The organism is Corynebacterium sp. HMSC065D07 (genome assembly GCF_001810695.1).
GTDB classification, from domain to species: Bacteria; Actinomycetota; Actinomycetes; order Mycobacteriales; family Mycobacteriaceae; genus Corynebacterium; species Corynebacterium hesseae.
In genome coordinates, this window is the sequence record NZ_KV802474.1 from 17,657 (window position 1) to 38,662 (window position 21,006).

At 63.4% G+C, this 21,006-nt stretch carries 20 protein-coding genes; 4 read left to right on the plus strand and 16 right to left on the minus strand.

Annotated elements, in window-relative coordinates; all coding sequences use genetic code 11:
- The 10 genes from recO to hemW all read right to left on the minus strand — a co-directional run bounded on the left by recO (nt 1) and on the right by hemW (nt 10,614).
- On the minus strand, nt 1–717 hold the full coding sequence (recO, locus tag HMPREF2760_RS11070) for a DNA repair protein RecO (protein WP_070597396.1): 717 nt from the start codon (nt 715–717) through the stop codon (nt 1–3).
- Nucleotide 718: 1 nt separating this feature from the next.
- Nucleotides 719–1,714 carry a GTPase Era gene (era, locus tag HMPREF2760_RS11075; RefSeq protein WP_070530228.1) on the minus strand — a complete coding sequence of 332 codons (996 nt, stop codon included), beginning with the start codon at nt 1,712–1,714 and terminating at the stop codon, nt 719–721.
- Nucleotides 1,715–2,439: 725 nt separating this feature from the next.
- Entirely contained in the window at nt 2,440–3,288 is an 849-nt protein-coding gene (pdxY, locus tag HMPREF2760_RS11080) for a pyridoxal kinase PdxY (RefSeq protein ID WP_070597399.1), read from the minus strand.
- 50 nt (nt 3,289–3,338) lie between these two features.
- Nucleotides 3,339–3,914 carry an rRNA maturation RNase YbeY gene (gene ybeY / locus HMPREF2760_RS11085; RefSeq protein WP_070530222.1) on the minus strand — a complete coding sequence of 192 codons (576 nt, stop codon included), beginning with the start codon at nt 3,912–3,914 and terminating at the stop codon, nt 3,339–3,341.
- Nucleotides 3,911–4,876 (minus strand): PhoH family protein, encoded by a 966-nt coding sequence (locus HMPREF2760_RS11090; protein WP_070561478.1) that lies wholly within the window; start codon nt 4,874–4,876, stop codon nt 3,911–3,913. Before HMPREF2760_RS11090 ends, ybeY begins: the two co-directional genes overlap by 4 nt.
- Nucleotides 4,877–4,886: 10 nt before the next feature.
- Nucleotides 4,887–5,627 (minus strand): 16S rRNA (uracil(1498)-N(3))-methyltransferase, encoded by a 741-nt coding sequence (locus tag HMPREF2760_RS11095; RefSeq protein ID WP_070597401.1) that lies wholly within the window; start codon nt 5,625–5,627, stop codon nt 4,887–4,889.
- Nucleotides 5,627–6,769, minus strand: a complete 1,143-nt coding sequence (gene dnaJ / locus HMPREF2760_RS11100) for a molecular chaperone DnaJ (RefSeq protein WP_070597403.1) — start codon at nt 6,767–6,769, stop codon at nt 5,627–5,629. Before dnaJ ends, HMPREF2760_RS11095 begins: the two co-directional genes overlap by 1 nt.
- 54 nt (nt 6,770–6,823) lie before the next feature.
- Entirely contained in the window at nt 6,824–7,858 is a 1,035-nt protein-coding gene (gene hrcA, locus HMPREF2760_RS11105; RefSeq protein ID WP_070597405.1) for a heat-inducible transcriptional repressor HrcA, read from the minus strand.
- A 10-nt stretch (nt 7,859–7,868) separates the two neighbouring features.
- A complete protein-coding gene (locus HMPREF2760_RS11110; RefSeq protein ID WP_070597430.1) occupies nt 7,869–9,041 on the minus strand; it encodes an ATP-binding protein in 1,173 nt (390 codons plus the stop codon).
- 424 nt (nt 9,042–9,465) lie between these two features.
- Nucleotides 9,466–10,614 carry a radical SAM family heme chaperone HemW gene (gene hemW, locus HMPREF2760_RS11115; RefSeq protein WP_070597408.1) on the minus strand — a complete coding sequence of 383 codons (1,149 nt, stop codon included), beginning with the start codon at nt 10,612–10,614 and terminating at the stop codon, nt 9,466–9,468.
- A gap of 142 nt (nt 10,615–10,756) precedes the next feature.
- Here hemW and HMPREF2760_RS11120 point away from each other — a divergent pair, with 142 nt between their 5' ends.
- Nucleotides 10,757–12,130 carry a hemolysin family protein gene (locus HMPREF2760_RS11120; protein WP_070597410.1) on the plus strand — a complete coding sequence of 458 codons (1,374 nt, stop codon included), beginning with the start codon at nt 10,757–10,759 and terminating at the stop codon, nt 12,128–12,130.
- Nucleotides 12,130–13,197 carry a CNNM domain-containing protein gene (locus HMPREF2760_RS11125; RefSeq protein ID WP_070564745.1) on the plus strand — a complete coding sequence of 356 codons (1,068 nt, stop codon included), beginning with the start codon at nt 12,130–12,132 and terminating at the stop codon, nt 13,195–13,197. The genes HMPREF2760_RS11120 and HMPREF2760_RS11125 overlap by 1 nt, the downstream gene beginning before the upstream one ends.
- A 198-nt stretch (nt 13,198–13,395) precedes the next feature.
- Here the strand turns inward: HMPREF2760_RS11125 and HMPREF2760_RS11130 are convergent, their stop codons facing one another.
- Nucleotides 13,396–14,076: a hypothetical protein gene (locus HMPREF2760_RS11130; RefSeq protein ID WP_070519581.1), complete on the minus strand. Its 681-nt coding sequence runs from the start codon at nt 14,074–14,076 to the stop codon at nt 13,396–13,398.
- Nucleotides 14,077–14,201: 125 nt separating this feature from the next.
- Nucleotides 14,202–16,043 carry an AMP-dependent synthetase/ligase gene (locus HMPREF2760_RS11135; protein WP_070530199.1) on the minus strand — a complete coding sequence of 614 codons (1,842 nt, stop codon included), beginning with the start codon at nt 16,041–16,043 and terminating at the stop codon, nt 14,202–14,204.
- A 93-nt stretch (nt 16,044–16,136) separates the two neighbouring features.
- Between HMPREF2760_RS11135 and malQ the strand changes: the two genes are divergently transcribed.
- Entirely contained in the window at nt 16,137–18,236 is a 2,100-nt protein-coding gene (malQ, locus tag HMPREF2760_RS11140) for a 4-alpha-glucanotransferase (RefSeq protein WP_246823689.1), read from the plus strand.
- A gap of 63 nt (nt 18,237–18,299) precedes the next feature.
- On the opposite strand, the gene HMPREF2760_RS12900 is transcribed toward malQ, so the two are convergent.
- Nucleotides 18,300–18,455 carry a hypothetical protein gene (locus tag HMPREF2760_RS12900; protein ID WP_167595632.1) on the minus strand — a complete coding sequence of 52 codons (156 nt, stop codon included), beginning with the start codon at nt 18,453–18,455 and terminating at the stop codon, nt 18,300–18,302.
- A complete protein-coding gene (locus HMPREF2760_RS12905; RefSeq protein ID WP_168164014.1) occupies nt 18,448–18,606 on the minus strand; it encodes a hypothetical protein in 159 nt (52 codons plus the stop codon). The genes HMPREF2760_RS12900 and HMPREF2760_RS12905 overlap by 8 nt, the downstream gene beginning before the upstream one ends.
- A gap of 23 nt (nt 18,607–18,629) precedes the next feature.
- Between HMPREF2760_RS12905 and HMPREF2760_RS11145 the strand changes: the two genes are divergently transcribed.
- Nucleotides 18,630–19,901: a carboxylesterase family protein gene (locus HMPREF2760_RS11145; RefSeq protein ID WP_070597414.1), complete on the plus strand. Its 1,272-nt coding sequence runs from the start codon at nt 18,630–18,632 to the stop codon at nt 19,899–19,901.
- 10 nt (nt 19,902–19,911) lie between these two features.
- Here the strand turns inward: HMPREF2760_RS11145 and idi are convergent, their stop codons facing one another.
- Nucleotides 19,912–20,436, minus strand: coding sequence for an isopentenyl-diphosphate Delta-isomerase (gene idi, locus HMPREF2760_RS11150; protein ID WP_070597416.1), 525 nt, complete (start codon nt 20,434–20,436; stop codon nt 19,912–19,914).
- A complete protein-coding gene (locus tag HMPREF2760_RS11155) occupies nt 20,433–20,969 on the minus strand; it encodes a hypothetical protein (RefSeq protein ID WP_070597417.1) in 537 nt (178 codons plus the stop codon). The genes idi and HMPREF2760_RS11155 overlap by 4 nt, the downstream gene beginning before the upstream one ends.
- Between the last annotated feature and the right edge of the window lie 37 nt (nt 20,970–21,006).

Below are 21,006 nucleotides of genomic sequence, written 5' to 3' on the forward strand. Positions count from 1 at the left end.
CTACTGTTCCATGATCCCCAGCGCGCCAACGGAGCGCTCGAGGTGCCATTGCAAGTGCGCGCGGGTGAGGCGATGGGCTTCTTGGGCTTGGGTGTTCGTCGGCTGGCTGGGGTGGCCGTGGGCGATAAGCCACATGTGGTGCAGGGTTTCCGGGTCCACCTCGGCGGCCCCGGGCGGGCGGCATTGGTGGCAGGCAGCACCCCCGACGGCTGGGTGGAAGGCGTGGTGAGGGCCGGGCCTTTGGCACTGGGCGCAATCGAAAAGGCTGGGTGCCCAGCCGGCGTGGGCCATGGCTTGGAGGAGGAAGGCGTCGAGAAGCATGAGCGGATCGCCGTGCTGAAGGTTGTCGAGGACGTCGACGCAGGCATTGTAGAGATAGGGGTCCCCGGGGGCATCGGCGGCGGCGAGGCGCTCGGCGGATTCGAGGGCAGCACACGCGGCGGTATAGCGCTCGTAGTCCTCGATGATGCGCGCACCGAAGTAGTCCACGGTATCGGCCTGGGAAATGGTGTAGAGGTTTCGGCCCGGGTAGAGCTGCACGTCGAGGTTGACGAAGAGCTGCAGGCGCGAGCCGAAGCGCGATTTGGCGCGGCGAACGCCCTTGGCCACCCCGCGCACGAGGCCGTGGTGGCGGGTCAAGAGCACGATGATGCGATCCGCCTCGCCAAAATCATAGGAACGGATGACGAGGGCGCGGTCGCGGAAATTTTCGCGCACTTTAGAAGCCCAGGCGGCCCAGTGCCTTCGGGTCCGATTGCCAGTTCTTGAGCACCTTAATGCGCAGGTCAAGGTAGACGTTTTGGCCGAGCAGCTGGATGATTTCCTTGCGGGCGGTGCCCACGATGCGGCGGAAGCGGCGGCCGTCCTTGCCCTCGATGATGCGCTTCTGGCCGGGACGCTCCAGGTAGAGGATGGCGTGGACGTTGAGGACGTCGGGGCGTTCCTGGCTGGGCAGGATCTCATCGACCTCGACGGCGACGGAGTGCGGGAGCTCGTACTTCAGGCCGGACAGCGCAGACTCGCGGATAAGCTCAGCGATGCGCTTGGCCTGATCCTCGTCGGTGATGTGGTCATCCGGATAGAATTTAGGCCCCTCGGGGAGGTGGTCCACGATGACCTGGGTCAGCTCATCCAGCTGCACGCGCTCGGTGGCGGAGACGGGGATGACCACGGCGTCTGGGTTCTCCTCGGAGAGGAGCTCGTGAAGAGCTACGAGCTGGGCGCCGACTTGGTCCTTGGAGGCTTTGTCCAGCTTGGTGACGATCCCGATGATGGGGGTCTTCGGGGCGACCTTGCGGACGTTCTCCAGAATCCAGCGATCGCCGGGGCCGATCTTCTCATCGGCAGGGATCGTCAGGCCGATGACGTCGACGTCTGCGTAGGTGTCCTTGACTACCTCGTTGAGGCGTTCGCCGAGCAAGGTGCGCGGGCGGTGCAGGCCGGGTGTGTCGACGAGGACGATTTGTGCATCCTCGCGGTGTACGAGGCCGCGGATGGGGTGGCGGGTGGTTTCCGGCTGGTCGGCGGTGATGGCGATCTTCTGCCCCACCAGGGCGTTGGTCAGGGTGGACTTGCCGGTGTTGGGGCGGCCGACGAAGGACACGAAGCCGGAGCGGAAGCCCTCGGGCGTGTCGGTGTATTGCGAATAGTCAGCGGCGTTGGCTTCGCCCTCAGCCGGCAGGTCCGCGAAGGCGGCATCGAAATCAGTGCTCATATCGCCTCATATCATAACGCACGAGCTGCCGAGTCCCGTTCTTGTTGTATGGCCCTGCTCTGGCTCTCGACGTGCGGCCCCGAGAGCTTCCTGTCGAGGGGCTTAAGAATGGTCCTTTCAGTTTGATCCTTCTACTCTGGTCCCTTCTCTGTGTAAAGGGACCATCTGGTGGTGGTTTTCGCGTACTGAAAGGTCCCTTTAGTGTGCGAAGGGACCAGACTAGAGGGACCTTTTGTGCTCGCGCGAGGGTTATCCGCCCTGCAGATGGTTTGAGTCAGGCGGTTCTGGTCATAAGGTTTCTTAGCCCCCAAACGAACCATCTAGCGACCTCCAGAAGGTTTGTTTGCCCCCAAGAGAACCTTCTGACCCGAACCATCTGAGTAGAACCTTATGGCTGGAAACGACATCGTTGAAGGAGGGCCGCGAAAGCAGCGGTGAGGTGCGGGTGAAAGCTGATGGCGCGAGGTTATCCGCCGTATGACGACTGCGAAAAGCTTGCGCCAAATGGCATCTTGCAAATGGCGTCTTCCGAAAGGCGTCTTTGACCGCAAAAACGCCATCTGGCCGCAGCAAAAGGCGTTTTCAGGAGTGAAAACGCCTTCTGACAGATGCCTCCTGCGGGATGCCGTTTGCCGGACACCAAATGCCGGGCCAGGACATGACGCCGGGTCAAGGCATCCACGCCAGGCCGCGAACGCGCGCGCAGGGCGGTCACGGATTGACGGCTAGAGCTCCTCCACCCGGAACTGCAGCTGCGGGTTAGCAAAGACATCCTGCGACTCGATGAGCAGCAGCTCCTGAGAATCCGCCTCATAGGTGTTTTGGAGCAGGTCAAAGACGGAGGACGCGGTTCGCTTGAGGGCCAGCTTGGCGTCGTTGGTCTCCACGTAGTGCCCCGTAAAGAGCGAAGCCGTGACATCGCCCGAGCCATTGCGCTTGAACGGCAGCTTGGGGGTAGCGACTAGGAAAGCGCGCTCGCCATCAACGGCGAGCATCTCAATCTCGTCCTCGCTGGTCTCCGGGCGCTGCACCGAGGTCACCAACACGGTCTTCGGGCCGATCTCCTGCGCGCGCTTCACCGCAGCGAGGGTCTGCTCCAGGGTGCCCACCTCACAATCAGTCAGGTAGCCCAGCTCAAACTGATTCGGGGTGATGATATCCGCAATGGGCACCACCTTATCGCGCAGCAGCGGCGGGATTTCATCGGAGACGAAGCAGCCGGATTTGGCGTTGCCCATCACCGGGTCACACGCATAGAGGGCCTTGGGGTTAACCGCCTTGATGCGGTTCACGGCATCCACGATGGCGCCCGCAATATCCGGACCGCCCTGGTAGCCAGACAGGATGGCGTCGATGCGAGGGAAGGCGCCGCGCTTCTCGATGCCATCCACAATCGCCGTGACCTCCTCCGCCGGGATCATCGGCCCGCCCCAATCGCCATAACCGGTGTGGTTGGAGAAGTTCACCGTGTGAATCGGCCATACCTCATGGCCAGCGCGCTGAAGTGGAAAGACTGCTGCGGAGTTGCCCACGTGACCGAAGGTGACGTGGGACTGAATGGAGAGGATGTTCATAGTCCTCCATTGTGCTACGCCCCACGTAGCACCTCAACGTTTGGGCCGTTTTAGATTCCGCCGCCGGGAACTTCCTCATCGAGCTTCGCGCGCTCGGCGGCATCCGGGAAGGCCTTCGGGCCCGAGGGCTTGGGCTGGTAGCTCACGCCACGCGCCGCCAGGTCCTCGTACCAGTCCGCCAGCAGCTCGTTCTGCAGGCCGAACATTTCTTTCTCCTCCGCCGCAGTGGTGTGATCATAGCCCAGCAGGTGCAGGCAACCATGCACTGTCAGCAGGGCCAGCTCGTGGCCCAAAGAGTGGCCGGCCGCGGTGGCTTGGCGCTGCGCGAATTCCGGGCAGAGCACGATATCGCCCAGCATGGCCGGTCCAGCCTCGGCGGCGTCGGGGCGCCCGCCGGTAGCACCCGGGGTGAGCTCATCCATGGGGAAGCTCATCACATCGGTCGGGCCTTCCAGGTCCATCCAGCGCACGTGCAAGTCCGCGATGGTATCCAGATCCACGGCGGTAATCGTGCACTCGGCATCCGGGTTAACGTCGAGGCGGCCGAGGGCGTAGGAGCAGACGTCGATCAGCATCTCCTCGTTCACGCCGTCATAACCGGACTCGTTAATAAATTCGATGCTCATTTCTTCTCCTCCTGCTCAGCAAAGTTATCGTAAGCCTCCACGATGCGCCCGACCAGCTGGTGGCGCACCACGTCGGCCGCGCCCAGCTCCGCGAAGTGAATATCGGGCACGCCCTTGAGAATGCGGCGCACCAGACGCAGGCCGGAAACTTGCCCGCCCGGCAAGTCCACCTGGGAAATATCGCCGGTCACCACGATGGTGGAGCCAAAACCCAAGCGCGTCAGGAACATCTTCATCTGCGCCGGCGTGGTGTTCTGGGCCTCGTCGAGGATGACGAAGGCATCGTTGAGCGTGCGGCCACGCATATAAGCCAAGGGGGCGACCTCAATGATGCCGGCCTCCATGAGCTTCGGAATCATCTCCGGATCGATCATGTCCCGCAAAGCGTCGTACAGCGGGCGCAGGTAGGGGTCAATCTTGTCGTTGAGTGTGCCGGGCAGAAAGCCCAGCTTCTCCCCCGCCTCAACCGCCGGGCGGGTCAAAATAATGCGGCTGACCTGCTTGGCGCGCAGGGCCTGCACCGCCTTGGCCACCGCCAGGTAGGTCTTGCCGGTACCGGCCGGGCCGATGCCGAAGACAATCGTGTTCTCGTCGATGGCCTGCACATAGCGCGACTGGCCCACCGTCTTCGGGCGCACGGCCTTGCCGCGGCGCGAAACGATATCCGCTGCGAGCGTCTCAGACACAGACGCCGGGGCATCCACCGTGACCAGGTCCAGGGTGTGCTTCACGGTATCCGTGCTCACCGGGTGGCCGCGGCGCGCGATGGCCTCGAGCTCCTCTAAGACCTTGTGCGCGCGGGCCACCTCATAATCGGGGCCGGCGGCAGTAATGGTGGTGCCGCGAGCAAAGAGGTCCACGCCCAGAAGGTTTCCCAAAACGCGCAGGTTATCGTCTGCCGGGCCGAGCACCGTGGCCAGGTAGGCGGAATCGAGATCAAACTTGGTGGTGATAATAGGCACGCCCAAAAGGCTACCAGCGCGCGGTCAGGGTGCCGATGCTGGCCAACGCCACCATGCTTGCCGACGCCGTCCTCAACACCTCCGGCCCCAGCTTGATCGCCGTCGCACCGGCGTCCTGCAAGCGGGCTAGTTCCTCCGCGCCGATGCCACCCTCCGGGCCCACCAGAAGGTAGATAGTCTCGGCGGAGTCCAAACCACTCAGGTCCTTGAGCCGGACCTCGGCTTCCTCGTGGAGGACCAAGGCTCGTGCGCCCACAATCTCCTGGCACAACTGGCGGGTGGTCAGCGGGCCACGCACCGCGGGCACGCGCACGCGGCGCGATTGCTTCGCCGCCGCCACGGCCGCAGATTCCCACTTCGCTAGCGCCTTCGGGGCCTTCTTCGCATCCCACTTGGATACGCAGCGATCCGCCTGCCAGGCGATGATCTCATCCGCCCCTGCCTGGGTGGCCAGGTCGACGGCCAACTCGGCGCGCTCCGACTTCGGGATGGCCTGGACCACGATGACGCGCGGGGAGGGTTCGGGGATGATCGCGAGGTCGGCGACAAGCGCGGCCAGCGTGTCCTTGCCCTGCGTATCGGTGATGGTGGCGGTGGCGCGGCGCCCGGAGCCGTCGATAAGCACCAGGCTCTCCCCTGGGCCCATGCGCTTGACGGTGACCGCGTGGCGACCCTCCGCGCCGTCGAGGCCCACGGGCTGGCCGACCTCGGCGAGGGACAGGTCCGGGTGGAGGAAGACGGGCAGAGACATTAGCGACGGAACTTGCCTCGGAGGCGGGTAAAGAGGGATTCGCCCTGATTGTCACCGGCGCGGTGCACTTCGGTGCCACCGTGGCCGGCGGCGCGGACCTTTTCGAGGGCCTCGCGGGTCTTCTTATCCAGGTCCGTCGGGATCACCACATCCACGTGGGCGTGAAGGTTGCCAAAGCCATCGGTGCGCAGGCGCGGCATGCCCTTGCCCTGGAGCGTGATGGACTCGCCCGGCTGGGTACCCGGCGCGATATCGATGGTGAGCTCCTCGCCGTCGAGCTGCTCGACGGTACAGGAAGAGCCCAGAGCCGCATCCACCATGGGCACGCGAACGGTCAGGTGCAGGTCATCGGCATTGCGCTCGAAGACGGGGTGCGGCTCGGTGTGCACCTCCACGTACAGGTCACCGGCGGGGCCGCCGCCGTGGCCGACCTCGCCCTGGGAGGCCATGCGGATGCGCATGCCATCACCAATGCCGGCGGGGATGCTCACCGTAATATCGCGACGCTTGCGCACGCGGCCATCGCCTCCGCAGTGGCCGCAGGGATCGGTGACCACTTCGCCGAAGCCATAGCACTTCGGGCAATCGCGGGTAGTCATCATGTTGCCCAACATGCTGCGCTGGACTTCCTGGACCTGGCCCATGCCGCCGCAATGGTCACAGGTGACCGGCTTGGACTTGGACTCGGATCCGGTTCCCTCACAGCGGTCACAGATCACGGCGGTGTCCACCTTGACCTGCTGCTTGACGCCGCTATAGGCCTCCTCGAGGGTAATGGTGGTGCGCAGGAGGGCATCATCGCCCGGCTGCACGCGGGAACGCGGGCCGCGGGAGGCCGCTCCCCCGCCGAAGAACTCGGCGAAGATATCCCCGAGTCCGCCGCCGCCGAAACCGCCAAAGCCGCCGCCCTGGGCCGCGCGCTCCTCCATGGGGTCACCACCCATGTCCACAATCCGGCGCTTCTGCGGATCGAGCAGAACCTCCTGTGCAAGGGAAGCCTCGCGGAACTTCTCCGCGGCCTCATCATCGCCCGGGTTGACGTCCGGGTGGTACTTGCGCGCCAGCTTGCGGTAGGCCTTCTTAATCTCGGCGTCGGACGCCGACTTTTCTACACCAAGAATGCCGTAGTAGTCACGAGCCACGTACTGTCATCCTTCTATTTCTCGTTGATACTAAATCTAATCCGACGGGCTAGCTTACTCGCCCGCCAGGATTTCACTCACATAGCGTGCAACGGCAGAGACCTTGGAAATTGTTCCCGAATAGTCCATATACGTCGGCCCCACAACACCCAGCCCGCCGAGTGCCGCCGCATGCTCGCCGGTGCCAAAACCATAGCGCGTGGCCACGACAGAGGTTTGGCGCAGCTCGTCGGCTTCATTTTCCTCGCCGATGGATACAGAAACACTGCCCAAATCCGGCACACGCGCCAGCAGCTTGAGCACGACGACCTGCTCCTCAAGGGCCTCGATGATAGAGGGCAGGCCCTCGGTGAGGGCCACGCGGGTGAGGTTGGAGGTACCCGCCATAATCAGGCGATCGGAGGGCTGCTCCACGAGGGTCTCAATCAGCGTCGTCGCGGCCTTGAGGAGGTGGGGGCGGATGTCGGCTGGGGAGTCGTCAACAAGCGCGGCCAGCTCCACCGAAGCATCGGTGAGCGTCTTGCCCTCCAGGGCGGTGTTGAGGATGTCGCGCAGGCGGTGGGTCTGCTCGGGGTCGATCACGTCATCGAGCTCCACATTGCGCTGATCGACGCGCCCATTATCCGTAATCAGCACCAAGAGCAAGCGCACCGGTGAGAGTGCCACGACCTCGCAGTGCTTGACGCGGGAGACCTTGAGGTTGGGCATCTGCACGACGGCTGCCTGCTTGGTCACCTGGGCCAGCAGCTGGACAGACCGGCGCAGCACGTCTTCCAAATCCACCCCACCTTCGAGGAAGGTGAGCATGGCGCGGCGCTCCGCTTTGGAGAGCGGCTTGACGTCGTGCAGCGTATCGACGAACTGGCGGTAGCCCTTCTGCGTGGGCACGCGCCCGGAGCTGGCATGTTCCTGGGCGATGAGCCCTTCGGCTTCGAGCACTGCCATGTCATTCCGAATCGTCGCCGAGGACACGCCCAGCTGGTAGCGCTCGAGCAGGGCCTTGGAGCCGACGGGCGATTGCGAGGCGATATAGTCCGCGACGATGGCGCGCAGGACCTCTTGGCGGCGGGCATCGGTGGAGCTGGACATGTCTTTAAGGCTATCCGTTCTGGCGGGCGATGAAGTCGTCAAAATTTGGCACAGTGTAGCTCACCCTGCCGTGTTCTGGAGCATAGATCAATCCTTTACTAATGAGCTTGGCTCGCACAGGACCCAGTTTCTTCGTGTCTTTACCTAAGATGTCCGCGATGTCCTTGCTCGAGATTTCCTCTCCGCCAACCTTTGCCATCGCGGTCAAGTAGTCCCGCTCGGCTGGAGTAGCGCGATCCCACCTGGCTTGGAAAAACCCGCGGTCCAACTGCTCAATTCCAAGCCGCGCGGCGCGTCGAGCTGCATCGGAATCCATAGGTGAAGTTCGCGCAGTGCGCCACATTTGTGCACCAAATTCCTGGATGAAATACGGATACTGCCCCGATACATTAGCTAGATATTCAACTGCTTCATCGTCAAATTCCACATTCTGTGTCCGCGCAGGTTCACGGAAGGCGGCAACTGCGGCATACATTTCGAGCCTGCCAATTTGGTGCACCTCGAACATTCGCTCTGCATAAGAGCGGGACTCCGCCAGAATCCCTGGCAGACTCGGGAGCCCAGCGCCAATAATGTAAAAAGGCAAGCCCAGCTGCGCTGCTTCATGTTGTGCAGAAATGAGTGCTTCGAGCAGCTCTTCATCAAGGTCTTGCATTTCGTCGATGAAGATTCCTAAAGCTTTATCCTCCTTGAGGAGCGTCGTAGTGATGGCCTCGATCACATCGTGCAGATCAAGCTCAAGGTTTCCTGTTGCCGGAGGAATGTCTCCTACTTCAACCCCAAGGTCAATAATGCTTTGTCCTACCGAGAGCGAAAAAGATTTTACGGCCGCAGCAATAAAGTGAAAACCCTCAGATACCTTGGCTTTCGTCCGATAGCGCAAAGAGGCTTTGGCTAAACCTTGCGCTAGAGCACGGCGGGCTCCTTCTCGTCCACGTGCCCCCTGCGAAGCCTCAAACTTAATCGTTAGCCAGTCGGCTTGGTCAGCCTTCCTTTTTAATTGGTTGAGCAGCACGGTCTTACCCACTCCACGCAAGCCAACGAGCAGCATTGGACGGCCAAGCAATCCGTTCTGGATGCGTTTGACAAGATTGTCAAACGCATGAAGGTCTCTCTCGCGCCCAGTAAGAACTGTCGGCGCGATGCCCGAGCCAGGAGTATAGGGGTTTAAGGCGTCATCCATGCCACTAATACTAGCAATATCGAGAGCGACTAACAGGTTTCTCGACGTGGAGAGAGAAACTAACACCGCTATCAAACTTCCCGACGACAGGAGCAAAACTAACAAATTCCCGGCGGAGCTAACTTTAAGTCCCCATGTCTCCTCGACGTCGAAAGGCCAAGGCCTAGCCACTTCTTCGCAGCTTCGCGGTTGCATCACACAGCTGGTTCTACTCAGATGGTTCAGGTCATACGGTTTACTTGCCCCCAAACGAACCTTCTAGCAGCCTAAGGAAGGTTTGTTTGCCCCCAAACAAACCTTATGACTAGAACCTTTCCACTGGAACCATGTGCGGAAGGCTGAGGACAGGCCACGAGCAGGGTACGGCCGCTAATGAGCCAGCTGATGCGGATCCGGAGGTCGGCCCGCAGGCGGGGCAAGCCCCCTAGCGAGCGGTGCCTTCGGCGGTATCTTCGGCGACGAGAAGATCGGTGATGATGCCGTCGGCGAGCAGGCGGCCTGCCTTGGTCACGCGGAGGTGGTCGCCGGCGCGCTCCAACAGGCCGCGCTCGATGAAACGCGCGGCGACGGGCTCGGCGGCCGGCGCTAGCCACGAGGACGGGATGCCCTCGCGCAGGCGCAGTCCCAGCATGATGCGCTCGGTGTGGCGATCGGCGGCGCTAAGCTCCTCACGCTCCTTGATGGGAAGCTCCCCTTGGTCTACCGCCTTGATATAGGTCCGCGGGTTCTTCACGTTGAAGAAGCGCTCGTTGCCCAAATGCGAATGCGCGCCCGGGCCCGCGCCCCACCAATTGCCGTCCACCCAGTAGATGCGGTTGTGCTGGCACTCCCCGCCCGGCTTGGCCCAGTTGGAGACCTCGTACCACTCAAAGCCTTCGGCCTCGAGCGTGGAGGAGATCATCTCGTAGCGCCGGGCCAGCACGTCCTCGTCCGGGGCCGGAAGCAGGCCCTTCGATACCTTGCGGGCCATGCGCGTGCCGTCCTCCACAATGAGCGAATACGCACTGATGTGGTCCACCCCGGTCTCCAGGGCGCGCTCCAAGGTCAGGGCAACGTCGGCGTCTTCTTCAGTCGGCGTGCCATAAATCATGTCCAGGTTGACGTGCTCGAAGCCCGCGGCACTAGCCTCGCATGCCGCATCGAAGGCGCGGCCCGGGGTGTGGGCACGCTCGAGCACGGCGAGCACGCCCGGGGAGGCGGACTGCATGCCAAGGGAGAGGCGGGTGAAGCCGGCGTCGAGAAGCCCGGCGAAATACTCCGGCGAGGTCGACTCCGGGTTGGATTCCGTGGTGACCTCCGCGTCTGGGGCTAGGCCAAAGGTGTCGCGCACCCGATTCAACACACGGCCCAGCCCCTCGGCACCCAACAAGCTCGGCGTGCCGCCACCGATAAAAACTGTTTCGGCCTCGCGGCCTACCTGGGCCGCCCCCATCTCCAGCTCTTTCTCCAGCGCAGCCAGATAATCGCTGGTCAGATCCCCTCCCAGCTCACCGGGCGTATAGGTGTTGAAATCGCAGTAGCCACAGCGCGAGGCACAGAAGGGAACGTGAATATAAAGACCGAAGGGATCCATGGGGAACAAAATAACCGACTACACCGTTGAAGCGGTAGTCTATAGTGCAGATTTGCAACCCCGATAGTGAAGAAAGGCCCCCTTTTTCGTGGAACCTCCGAGTCGATGTCCCCGCCGTCTCCTTAAGGCGGTGGGGTAAGCCGTGTTATCTGCCATCCTGATGATTGTGGCGGGTTTCGCCGTCATCGCTCTCATTATCGTGGCCAACGCGTACTTCGTCGCGCAAGAATTCGCCTTCATGTCCGTGGACCGCACGCAGCTGCGCCAGCGCGCCGCTGCGGGGGATAAACCAGCGGAGCGCGCGCTCAAGATCACGCAGAAAACCTCCTTCATGCTTTCCGGCGCACAGCTGGGCATCACGATTACGGGCCTGCTTATCGGTTATGTGGCCGAGCCACTCGTGGGCCAAGGCCTGGGCCAGCTGCTCGGTGGCGTGGGCGTGCCCACGGGCGTGTCCGTCGCCGTGGGCACGGTGACCGCGCTGGCCGTGTCGACGGTTCTCACGATGCTCTTCGCCGAGCTCTTCCCCAAGAACTACACCATCGCCGCCCCCATGAAGTCAGCGCTGTGGCTGTCCGCGTCCACGATGTGGTACCTCAAGATCTTCGGCTGGCTGGTCCACTTCTTCGAGTATTCCTCCAACGCCATCCTCAAGGTCTTCGGCATCGAACCGGTGGAGGATGTCGATTCTTCTGCCACCACCGATGATCTGGAGTCCATCGTGGATGCCTCCCACGAGGCCGGCGACTTGGATGAGGACACCTACCTGGTGCTCGACCGCCTCCTCGACTTCCCCGAACACGACGTGGGACACGCCATGATTCCGCGCTCGCGCGTGGATGTCATCGAGCCAGAGACCACCATCGGTGAGGTCCGCGAGATGATGTCGGAGAACCACACCCGCTACCCCATCATCGACGATGAGCACAATCCCATCGGCGTGGTGCACCTCTACGACGTGCTGGGCACCGAGCTGCCCGCAGCCACCCCGGCCCGCGAAATCATGAAGGAACCCGTGGTGGTTCCGGAGCTCATGCCGCTTCCTGACGTCGTCACGGAGCTTCGCGACGCCGACGAAAAACTCGCCTGCGTCATCGACGAATACGGCGGCTTCGTGGGCATTGTGACCATGGAGGACTTGGCCGAGGAGATCCTCGGCGATGTCACCGATGAGCACGACCTCGAAGAGACCGAGGAGATCACCGAGCAGGACGAGACGCACTGGATCGTCGACGGTGACACACCCATCGACGAGGTCGAGCGCGCCATCGGCCACGACCTGCCGGAGGGTGATTTCGAAACCGTCGCCGGCCTGCTCATCGCGCACTCCGGCACGTTGCCGGAGGAAGGCGAAGAGCTCGCCATCGAGCTGGAGGCAGAGCCTGAAGACTGGGTCGACGGCGATGAAGCCCCCACCCGCACGCTCAACGTGCGCGTCGAGGAAATCGACCGCCACGTGCCCTCCGTCCTAGCCCTAGAGCTGGTGGAGGAATTCCCGGAAGGAGACGATGACTAATGACTGATACTTGGTGGTTCAACCTCCTCATCACCATTCTCATCATTGCTGCTTCCGGCTTCTTCGTGGTCATCGAGTTCTCCCTCATGGGTGCGCGCCGCAACCGTCTGGAGGAAACCGCGGAATCCTCCGCTGCCTCGCGCGCGGGCCTTCGCTCGCTCAACGAGCTGACCATCATGTTGGCCGGCGCCCAGCTGGGCATTACCGCCGCAACCTTCGTCCTCGGTGCCGTGACCAAGCCGTGGGTCCATCACCTGCTCATGAGCCCGCTGGAGGCCCTCGGCTTGCCGCTGGGCGTTGCTGACGTCGTCTCCTTCCTCCTTGCGCTTTTCGTCGTGACCTTCCTGCACCTGGTCATCGGCGAGATGGCGCCGAAGTCCTGGGCCATCGCCCACCCGGAGACGGCCCTGCAGCTCATTGCGGTTCCTGCCCGCGGCTTCATCTGGCTCTTCCGCCCGCTGCTGATCTGGATCAACAAGATGGCGAACAAGCTGGTGCTCATGACCGGCGAGGAACCCGTCGACCGCGCCGGTGCGGCTGGCTATGACGCGGAGACCCTGCGCCACCTCGTCGAGCACTCGCGGCAGACGGGCACGCTTGACGACGACTCCGCGAACCAGATCACCGGCGTCATCGAGCTGGAAGCCTCCACCGCCGCACAGTTGGCTCGCGAGCACGGAGCGGAAATCTTGCCTTTGTCCTCCGATGCCACGGTGGCTGAGCTGCACGACCTCGTCGTAAACAAGTCCATCATGCGCGTGCTTGTCTACCCGCGCGCCTCGCGCATTCCGCGCATCGTCCACGTCCGCGATACTCTGATGGCGGATCCGGAAACCCCGGTGCTGGAATTCTCCCGCCCCGCGTTGGCGGTGAGCTCCTCCTCGACCGTGCAGAAGACTCTGGATCAGATGCGCGCCCGCAACGAGCAGCTCGTCATGGTGGGCAAGCCCACCAAGGACAAGACCGTGTGGATCCTGACCTGGGATGACATCATGGGCCAGCTGTGGCCGCAGATTACGGAGCAGCTGGACCAGGCCGCGCCGGCCGCCAAGAATCCGGGGGTCTAGCGCTTGCGCGCTAGACGGGGGCACACGAAGCTAAGCGTGGCTCACGAAGATAGACGGGGGAACACGAAGCTAGGCGGTGGCACGCAATACTAGGCGCGCCACGCTAACTACGAAAAGCGCCACCGAGAGAGGGAATCTCGGTGGCGCTTTCCTTTTGTCCTTGTGTGTTGGCAACAAGGAAGTCTGTGATGCGGCTCCTTAAGCGGTCGTGGCGGCCTGCTTCTGGCGCTTGGCGCGCACACGGGCGACGACGGCGTCGATACGCGCGCGCTCCTCGAGGAAGGGCGGCGGGTTGTGCCCGCGCATGGTGCGCACGAAGGCGGGGTGCGCCTCGACGACGGTGTGGCGCCAGGCCTGCACGGCAATAAGGGAGGATTCTCCCGCGCGCTTGTACAGGTTCGGCAGGGAAACCACGTCGAGGTTGCGGGCCACGGCGTCGGTTTGCGCCAGCACGTACTCGACCAGCTCGCGCAGGTAGGCAGCCACTGCGGCGGTACGGCCGCGCAAGGTTTCTGCCAACTCGGAGACCACGACGGGCGGGCCGGAGATAGGCAGGCCCTCAGCGAGCGCGCGTGCGGTGAGCTGCTTCGGTTCCTCGACGTCATTGTCGCCGGAGGAGGCAGCCGAAATGGTGCCGGACTTCAGGCCGGAGACCAGCGCCTGGCGCAGGCCGATGAGCTCGCCGACGCAGCGCCCGGAATCCACGCGGGCGTCTTCGACGATATCCCCCAGCTCGGCCAAGCAGTCGAGGGAGAGTTCATCGTCCCAGTCCTCGATGGCCTCGATGAGGTGCTCGATGTAGTCGACGACTTCATCGCCGATGTTATAGATTTCTTGGGTCAGCTCACGGTGGCGCAGCTCGGCTGCGATCTTGTGCATAGGCCGCCCTTCCCGTGAGAACCTCTAGTTGAGGTTTAGAGTTTTTCTGACCCCGCTGACTCTATTAGAGATCCTCGCATTCGGCTGCGCGACACTCCGAAGGAATTCACAGACTCCGTCCAGCCTTATTTCTTGCCGGCGTAGAGGCGCTCAATGTCAGCCGCATAGCGCTGGGCCACCACGTAACGCTTGACCTTCAGGGTTGGGGTGAGCTCGTTGCTTTCCTCGGTGAGGTCCTGATCCAGGATGACGAACTTCTTAATACCCTCCGCGTGGGAGACGGTGGCGTTGACCTGGTTGATGGCGTCCTGAATATCCGCGCGCAGCGCCGGATCCGCAGCTACCTCGCGCATGCCCTTGGTCGCGGCGATGTTGTGGTCCGCCTTCCAGCGCTTGAGCGCGTCCTCATCCAGGGTGAGCAGCACGCCGACGAAGGGCTTGCCGTCGCCAACCACCATGGCCTGGGAGATCAGCGGGTGGGAACGCAGGATATCTTCCATCGGGCCAGGCGAGACATTCTTGCCGCCCGCGGTGACGATGAGGTCCTTCTTGCGGCCGGTGATAACGAGCTTGCCTTCTTCGTTGATCTCACCGAGGTCGCCGGTGTTGTACCAGCCGTCCTGCAGCGCATTCTCGGTGGCTTCCGGGTTCTGCCAGTAGCCCTTGAAGACGATATCTCCCTTAATCAGGATCTCGCCGTCCTCGTTAATGCGCATCGTCGTTCCGCCCAGCGGCGGGCCGACGGTGCCGATGGACTGATCCACGAAGTCCACGGCGGCAGCCGCTGCGGTCTCCGTAAGTCCATAGCCCTCGTAGATGGTCACGCCGATGCCGCGGTACCAGTGCAGCAGATCCTGCGAGATGGCCGAGCCACCGGAGATGCAGTACTTGACCTCGCCGCCCATTGCCTGGCGGATGGCGGAATAGACCAGCTTGTCAAAGGCCTTGTGCTTGGCCTTGAGAACTCGGTTGGGGCCCTCCGGGGTATCCAGCGCCTTGGAGTATTCGATGGCGACTTTCTCCGCGCTGTCGAAGATCGCGCCCTTGAACGCGGAGGAACCATGCGCCTTGGCGGACGCACCGTTGCGTACCTTTTCAAACACGCGCGGCACGCCAAGAATCAGGTTCGGGCGGGAACGAGCGAACTCAACGGTGATGGTGCTGAAGTCCGCCCAGTGGTTCTGGGACGCACCACCGATGGTGACCGCCAGCGACACCGCACGGCTGAAGACGTGTGCCAGCGGCAGGAAGGTCAGGACGTGTGCGCCCGGCACGGCGATGGCACCAATGGGGTTGGTCAGCAACCCGCGGGCTTCCGCCAGCCAGTTGCGGTGGGTCAGCATGCAACCCTTGGGGCGCCCGGTAGTGCCGGAGGTGTACACCAGGGAGGCGACGTCGTCAGTGTGCGTAGCTTCGATGCGCTGGTTGACGGTGTCGTCGCTGATGTCGCGTCCCTCAAACTTCAGCGTATCGATGGCCGAAGAGTTGATTTCTAAGACACGGCGCAGCTGGGAGGGGGAACCGTGCAGCTGCGGGGTTCCGTCCTCCTGCAGCTTCAGATGCTTGACCAGCTCGGAGTGCTCGCGGGTTTCCGTGATGGCGAGGATTGCGCCGGAGTCCTCGATGATCCACTGAACCTGGGACATCGACGACGAGGGGTACACCGGAACGGAAACCGCACCGGCGGCCCAGATGGCGTAGTCCAGCAGGGACCACTCATAGCGGGTGGTGGAAATGAGCGCCACGCGGTCACCCTGCTCCACGCCGAAGGCGATGAGCCCCTTGGCCACCGCGTATACTTCCTCGACGAATTCCTTGGCGGTGACGTTGACCCACTCGTAATTCGCCGGGCGGGTAAACAGCACGCCATGTGGGCGGGCGTGCGCCGTAGCCATCATGGCGGTAAGGCACGTTTCGCCGTCCTTGATCTCGAATTCCGCTTTGGTGTGCGCTTCATTCAAAGTCACAGTTGTGTCCTTTCCCACAAAAACTAAATTCCAGCCCACTCTACCAACCTGATTTATCACGCGCGTGGGGAGGGCGTGGCACAATTGGGGGATGTGACTACCCGTGATCTGCTTCAAGAACTTGCCCAACGCCACGGTGTGGCCTGCGAGTACACCGCCCAGAACGGACAGCCCGTGTACGTCAGCGAGGAGACAATCACCTACACGCTGCGCGCACTCGGCGTCTCTATCTCAGATCGTCCGGACGATGAGGAGCTAACCCAAGCCCTCTTCGAGGACTACCTCGCTCGGGCTTCCCGCCCGCTGCCGCCCTGCGTTGTGGCCCGCGAAGGCACCGAGAAGTCCTTCGCAGTCCACGTCCACGACGGGGATCCAGTCTCCGTCACCATCGAATTGGAAAGCGGCGAGACCCGCCCGACCTACCAGGACCCCAACGATGCCCCGGCTGCCGACGTCTCCGGAACCATGTGGGGCGAGGCAAGCTTCCACGTCCCCGGCGACCTGCCTCTCGGATTCCATAAACTGCGCCTTTCCTCCCCCGGCACCGGAGAGCACGAGTGCCCGCTCATCGTCGTGCCGAACCACCTGAGCACGGCAGATCGCTACCTCGAGCGCCCCGCAGCGGGTGCGATGGCACAGCTGTATTCGGTGCGTTCCGAGAAGTCCTGGGGCATGGGTGATTTCGGTGACTTAGCAGAGCTGGCGGAGGTCTTAGCACCGGACTACGACTTCCTCCTTATTAATCCGCTGCATGCTGGCGAGCCGATTCCGCCGGTGGAAGACTCGCCCTACCTTCCCACCACGCGGCGATTCATCAATCCGATCTATATCCGCATCGAGGACGTCCCGGAGCTGAAACTGCTCAGCCCGGAACTCCAGGATGACGTGGCCGAGCTGGCCGCCGAGTTCCGCGAGCGCAACCTGTCTGCAGAAGAGATTGATCGTGATTCCATCTTCGAGGCCAAGCTGCAGGTCCTCCAGGAGCTCTTCAACAAGGGGATGACCCCAGAGCGCCGCACCGCCTTTAGCGAGTACCAGCGCCGCGAGGGCCGCGGCCTGCGCAACTTCGCCCTATGGTGTGCAGAGACCGAACTCGAACGACACAGCGGCCGCCGCCACGCGCTGAGCCTCGACGTCAGCGAGTTGGCCGAGTTCTATTCCTGGCTGCAGTTCCTCTGCGATGAGCAGCTGGATGCCGCCCAGCGCCGCGCGCTCGACGCCGGCATGAGCATCGGGCTTATCACCGATATGGCCGTGGGCATCCACCCCGCCGGTGCCGACGCCGTCAATCTGGCGGAATACCTCGCCCCGCAGTGCTCGGTGGGCGCCCCGCCGGATGATTACAACCAGCAGGGCCAGGACTGGTCCCAGCCGCCGTGGCACCCGGTCCGCCTGGCGGAATCCGGCTACCAGCCGTGGCGTGATCTGTTGCGCACGATGCTGGGCAATGCTGGCGGCCTGCGCGTTGACCACGTGCTCGGCCTGTTCCGCCTGTACTGGATCCCGCGCCACTCCACCCCGCTCAACGGCACCTACGTGACCTATGACTGGGAGGCTATGCTTGGCATCTTGGCGCTCGAGGCTGAGCGCGCCGGTGCGGTCCTCGTGGGCGAGGACCTGGGCACCCTGGAGCCGTGGGTCCAAAACGCTCTGCGCGATATGGGTGTGCTGGGCACCACGATCATCTGGTTTGAGCACGCCGAGGACGGCCCCACCCCGCGCCCGCAGGATCAATACCGCCAGATGGCGATGTCCTCGGTGGGCACGCACGATCTGCCGCCGACGCTCGCCTTCCTGCGTGGCGACCACATCGCGCTGCGCGCCCGCTTGGGCCTGCTGACCCGCCCAGTGGCGGAAGAAGAAGCCGAGGACCGCGCGTGGCAGGAAAAGGTCAAGGACAACCTGCAGGCCTATGGCATGTTGGACAACCGCGAGAGCGAAGAGGACATGCTCGTTGCCCTGCACCGCTACATCGCGGGAACCCCGTCGGCGCTGACGGTGACCAACCTGGTGGACATGGTCGGTGACGTGCGCGCCCAAAACCAGCCGGGCACGACGAAGGACCAGTACCCCAACTGGTGCATCCCGCTGTGCGATACCGCCGGCAAGCCGGTGTTGTTGGAGGATCTGCCAAAGCAGGAGCTCTACCAGCGCCTCGCCCAGGTCGCCACGAGGCCGGGTGCCGGGCGCTAGGGCTAGGAGGGGCGTCGGCAAGCGCGGCGCCCCTAGCGGCGTCTTCCCTTCAGGAAGACCCCCTTAAAAGACAACGCCGACGATGGCCACCACGACGATGAGCGCGATCATCAGCCAGAGGGTCACGCTCACTCGGGACTTGGGCAGTGCGCGTTTGCGGTGGGGAGGCTGCGGGCGCTCGGGGTCCCACAGGCCTTCGCGGTGATCATCGTCAGTCATGTTTCTTCATCCTAGTCGCGGGTGCTAGCCACGAATTCACACGGTCGATAACCCACATCAGCACCCACCCCATGACGGTCGCGGCCGGCACTGCGGTCACGGCGAGCACCGCCATCTGCGCCCACACTGGCGCCTGCACGAGCCATTCCATGCCCTCAGGGTAGCCTGTTGTCCATGAGCAGTGCACCTTTCGACGTCACCTGCCCCGCGGGCACCATCACCGGCTACCTCGATGGGGACGTGGCCCATTTCCGCTCCATCGAGTACTCCCACATCCCGGGAGATTTCGATAACCCCGAGCCCGCCCCGCCGCGTGACCAGGACGCGCGCGAACCGCATCCGGAGAAGGTCGCGCTGACCATCACCGCCCCCGCGCCCGGCAAACGCACCGCCGCCCTAGCCCCCACGCTGGTCTACATCCACGGCGGCCGCTACGAGCACGGCTCCCACGAGGACCCCCGGGCGGAGGGTACGCCGACCGCGGAGGCGGGCATCGTCCACGTGCAGCTGGACTACCGCGTGGGGCTGCCGGGCCTGGCCCGTTTCCGCGATGATGAGCCCAACCACTACCGCGCCATCGAGGACCTACAGCTGGGCTTGGAATGGATTCAGCGCAACATCGAGTCCTTCGGCGGCGATCCCACCAACGTCACCGTCGTGGGCCAGTCCGCCGGCGCCAATGCCGTTCTCTGGCTGTGTCGGCGCGACCACTACCGCGGGGCTTTTCGCCGCGCCGTGGCGCTCTCCCCGGGCTTCCCTCGGGAGAGCTTCGAGGAGCGCAAGGCCACGCTGCGCCAGGTGATGAAGAAGCCCATCACGCGCTCCTCCCTCGCGGCGATGAGCCAAGAGGAGCTCGCGGCCGGCTACGCAAAATTCCGCAAGAAGTACAGCCTCGATATGGCGCTGGGCCCTACCCCACTGGAGTGTGGGCAGCTTGCCGACGTCCCCCTCATCCTCGCCAGCACCCGCGACGAGTTCTACAACATCCCCGCCACGCAGAAGATCGACCGCTCCCCTTTCCGCGGCCTCATCCTGCGCTATGTGGCCCCGCGCTTTGGATTTCCCCGCAATGGTTTCAAACCGTGGTATCAGGTGGCACAGCACATGGATAAGGACCGCCCGATGGGCCGGTTGGTGGGTGATGCCATCATCCGCCGCTGGGCGGCAGAGGTGGCGGAGAAGGCACCAGGTAAGACCTGGATGGTGGAGTTCACCCGCTCCTCGGGCCCGGCCTTGCACTGCGAGGAGCTGCGCCCGCTCTTTGGGGACACGGAGCTAGCACAGTGGCTGCGGGACTTCGTGCGCACCGGCGAGCCCGGTTTCGAGGCCTACCGCCCCGAGCACGCCATCTGGGAATACAACCTGGATAACGGCGAAAACCGCGTGGCCTATTCCAGCCTGGATTATATCTCGGCGGCCTTCGCCCAGGATGGCAGCCTGCTCTGATCCGCGCGGGTTAAGCCAACAGGGCCTCGCGCAGCGGCTCGTGGGCCAGTTCCTCAACCATCCACGGGCTAAAGGCGAAAGGCGTGGCATCGACAGCCGCGAGGACATCGCGCACTGGGGCCCACGCGAAGGAATCCACCTCCTCCGGGTTAGGGGCCGGATCGTCCTCGGTTTCGAAGAGATAGACCGGGCAGATTTCATTTTCCACCACGCCGGAGGAATCCACGGCGCGGTAGGCAAAATCCGGAAGCACCAAACGCGGCGTGCCGGTCAGCCCGAGCTCGAAGCGGCCGCGGCGCAGGACGGCGTCGGCAGTCGGCTCGTCCGGGCTTGGGTGTCCGCAGAAGGAATTGGTCCACACACCAGGCCAGGTCAGCTTGGACAGGGCGCGGCGGGTCAGCAACAGCTCGCCTCCGCGCACCACCCAGGCGGAGAAAGCAAAGTGCAGCGGAGTATCCGCGGTGTGGACGGCGGCCTTCTCAGCTACGCCTGCGGGTTTACCCTCGGGCGAGGCTAGAACGACGAGTTCCGTCATAGATTGAGGTCTCCTACAAAACGCACGTTGCCGATGTTGAAGCGCGCGTTCCAGAGGTTGCCGGGGGCAACGTCATAGACATACTGGAGGTTGGTGGACGCGCCTGCCCCCAGCGGGTGGTCCAAGCCCGGCGCGGCTACATCTGGGTGGACAGCGGGGTCAACATCAATCGAATCCACGGTGGCCCAGCCGCCGTTGCCGTCGGCGCGCTCGAGGGTGGGTTCCGGGAGGGCGTCGGCAGGCATGGGGACCTCGTTGAGGTTGTGGATCTTCACCGTGAGCACCGTTCCACCGCCGCCGGAGTACAGGCCCTGCAGCTCATACTCCACGTTGAGTCCCTTGTCCTTGACAGGTGCCGCCAGGTTAGAGGTCACCTCTTCGGCGTCCACGTCTTTAGCCTCAAAGGTCGGCGGCTCCGAGCTGGACACCACGATGTTGTCCTGCAGGCCCGTGTCCGGCGGCTGGAGGATGCTGCAGCCTGAGAGGGCAACCAGGCACAGCGGGGCACACGCTAGGGGGAGGTACTTCTTCACCGCGAATCCTTTTCCATCACGACTTCGGTTTCTCCCT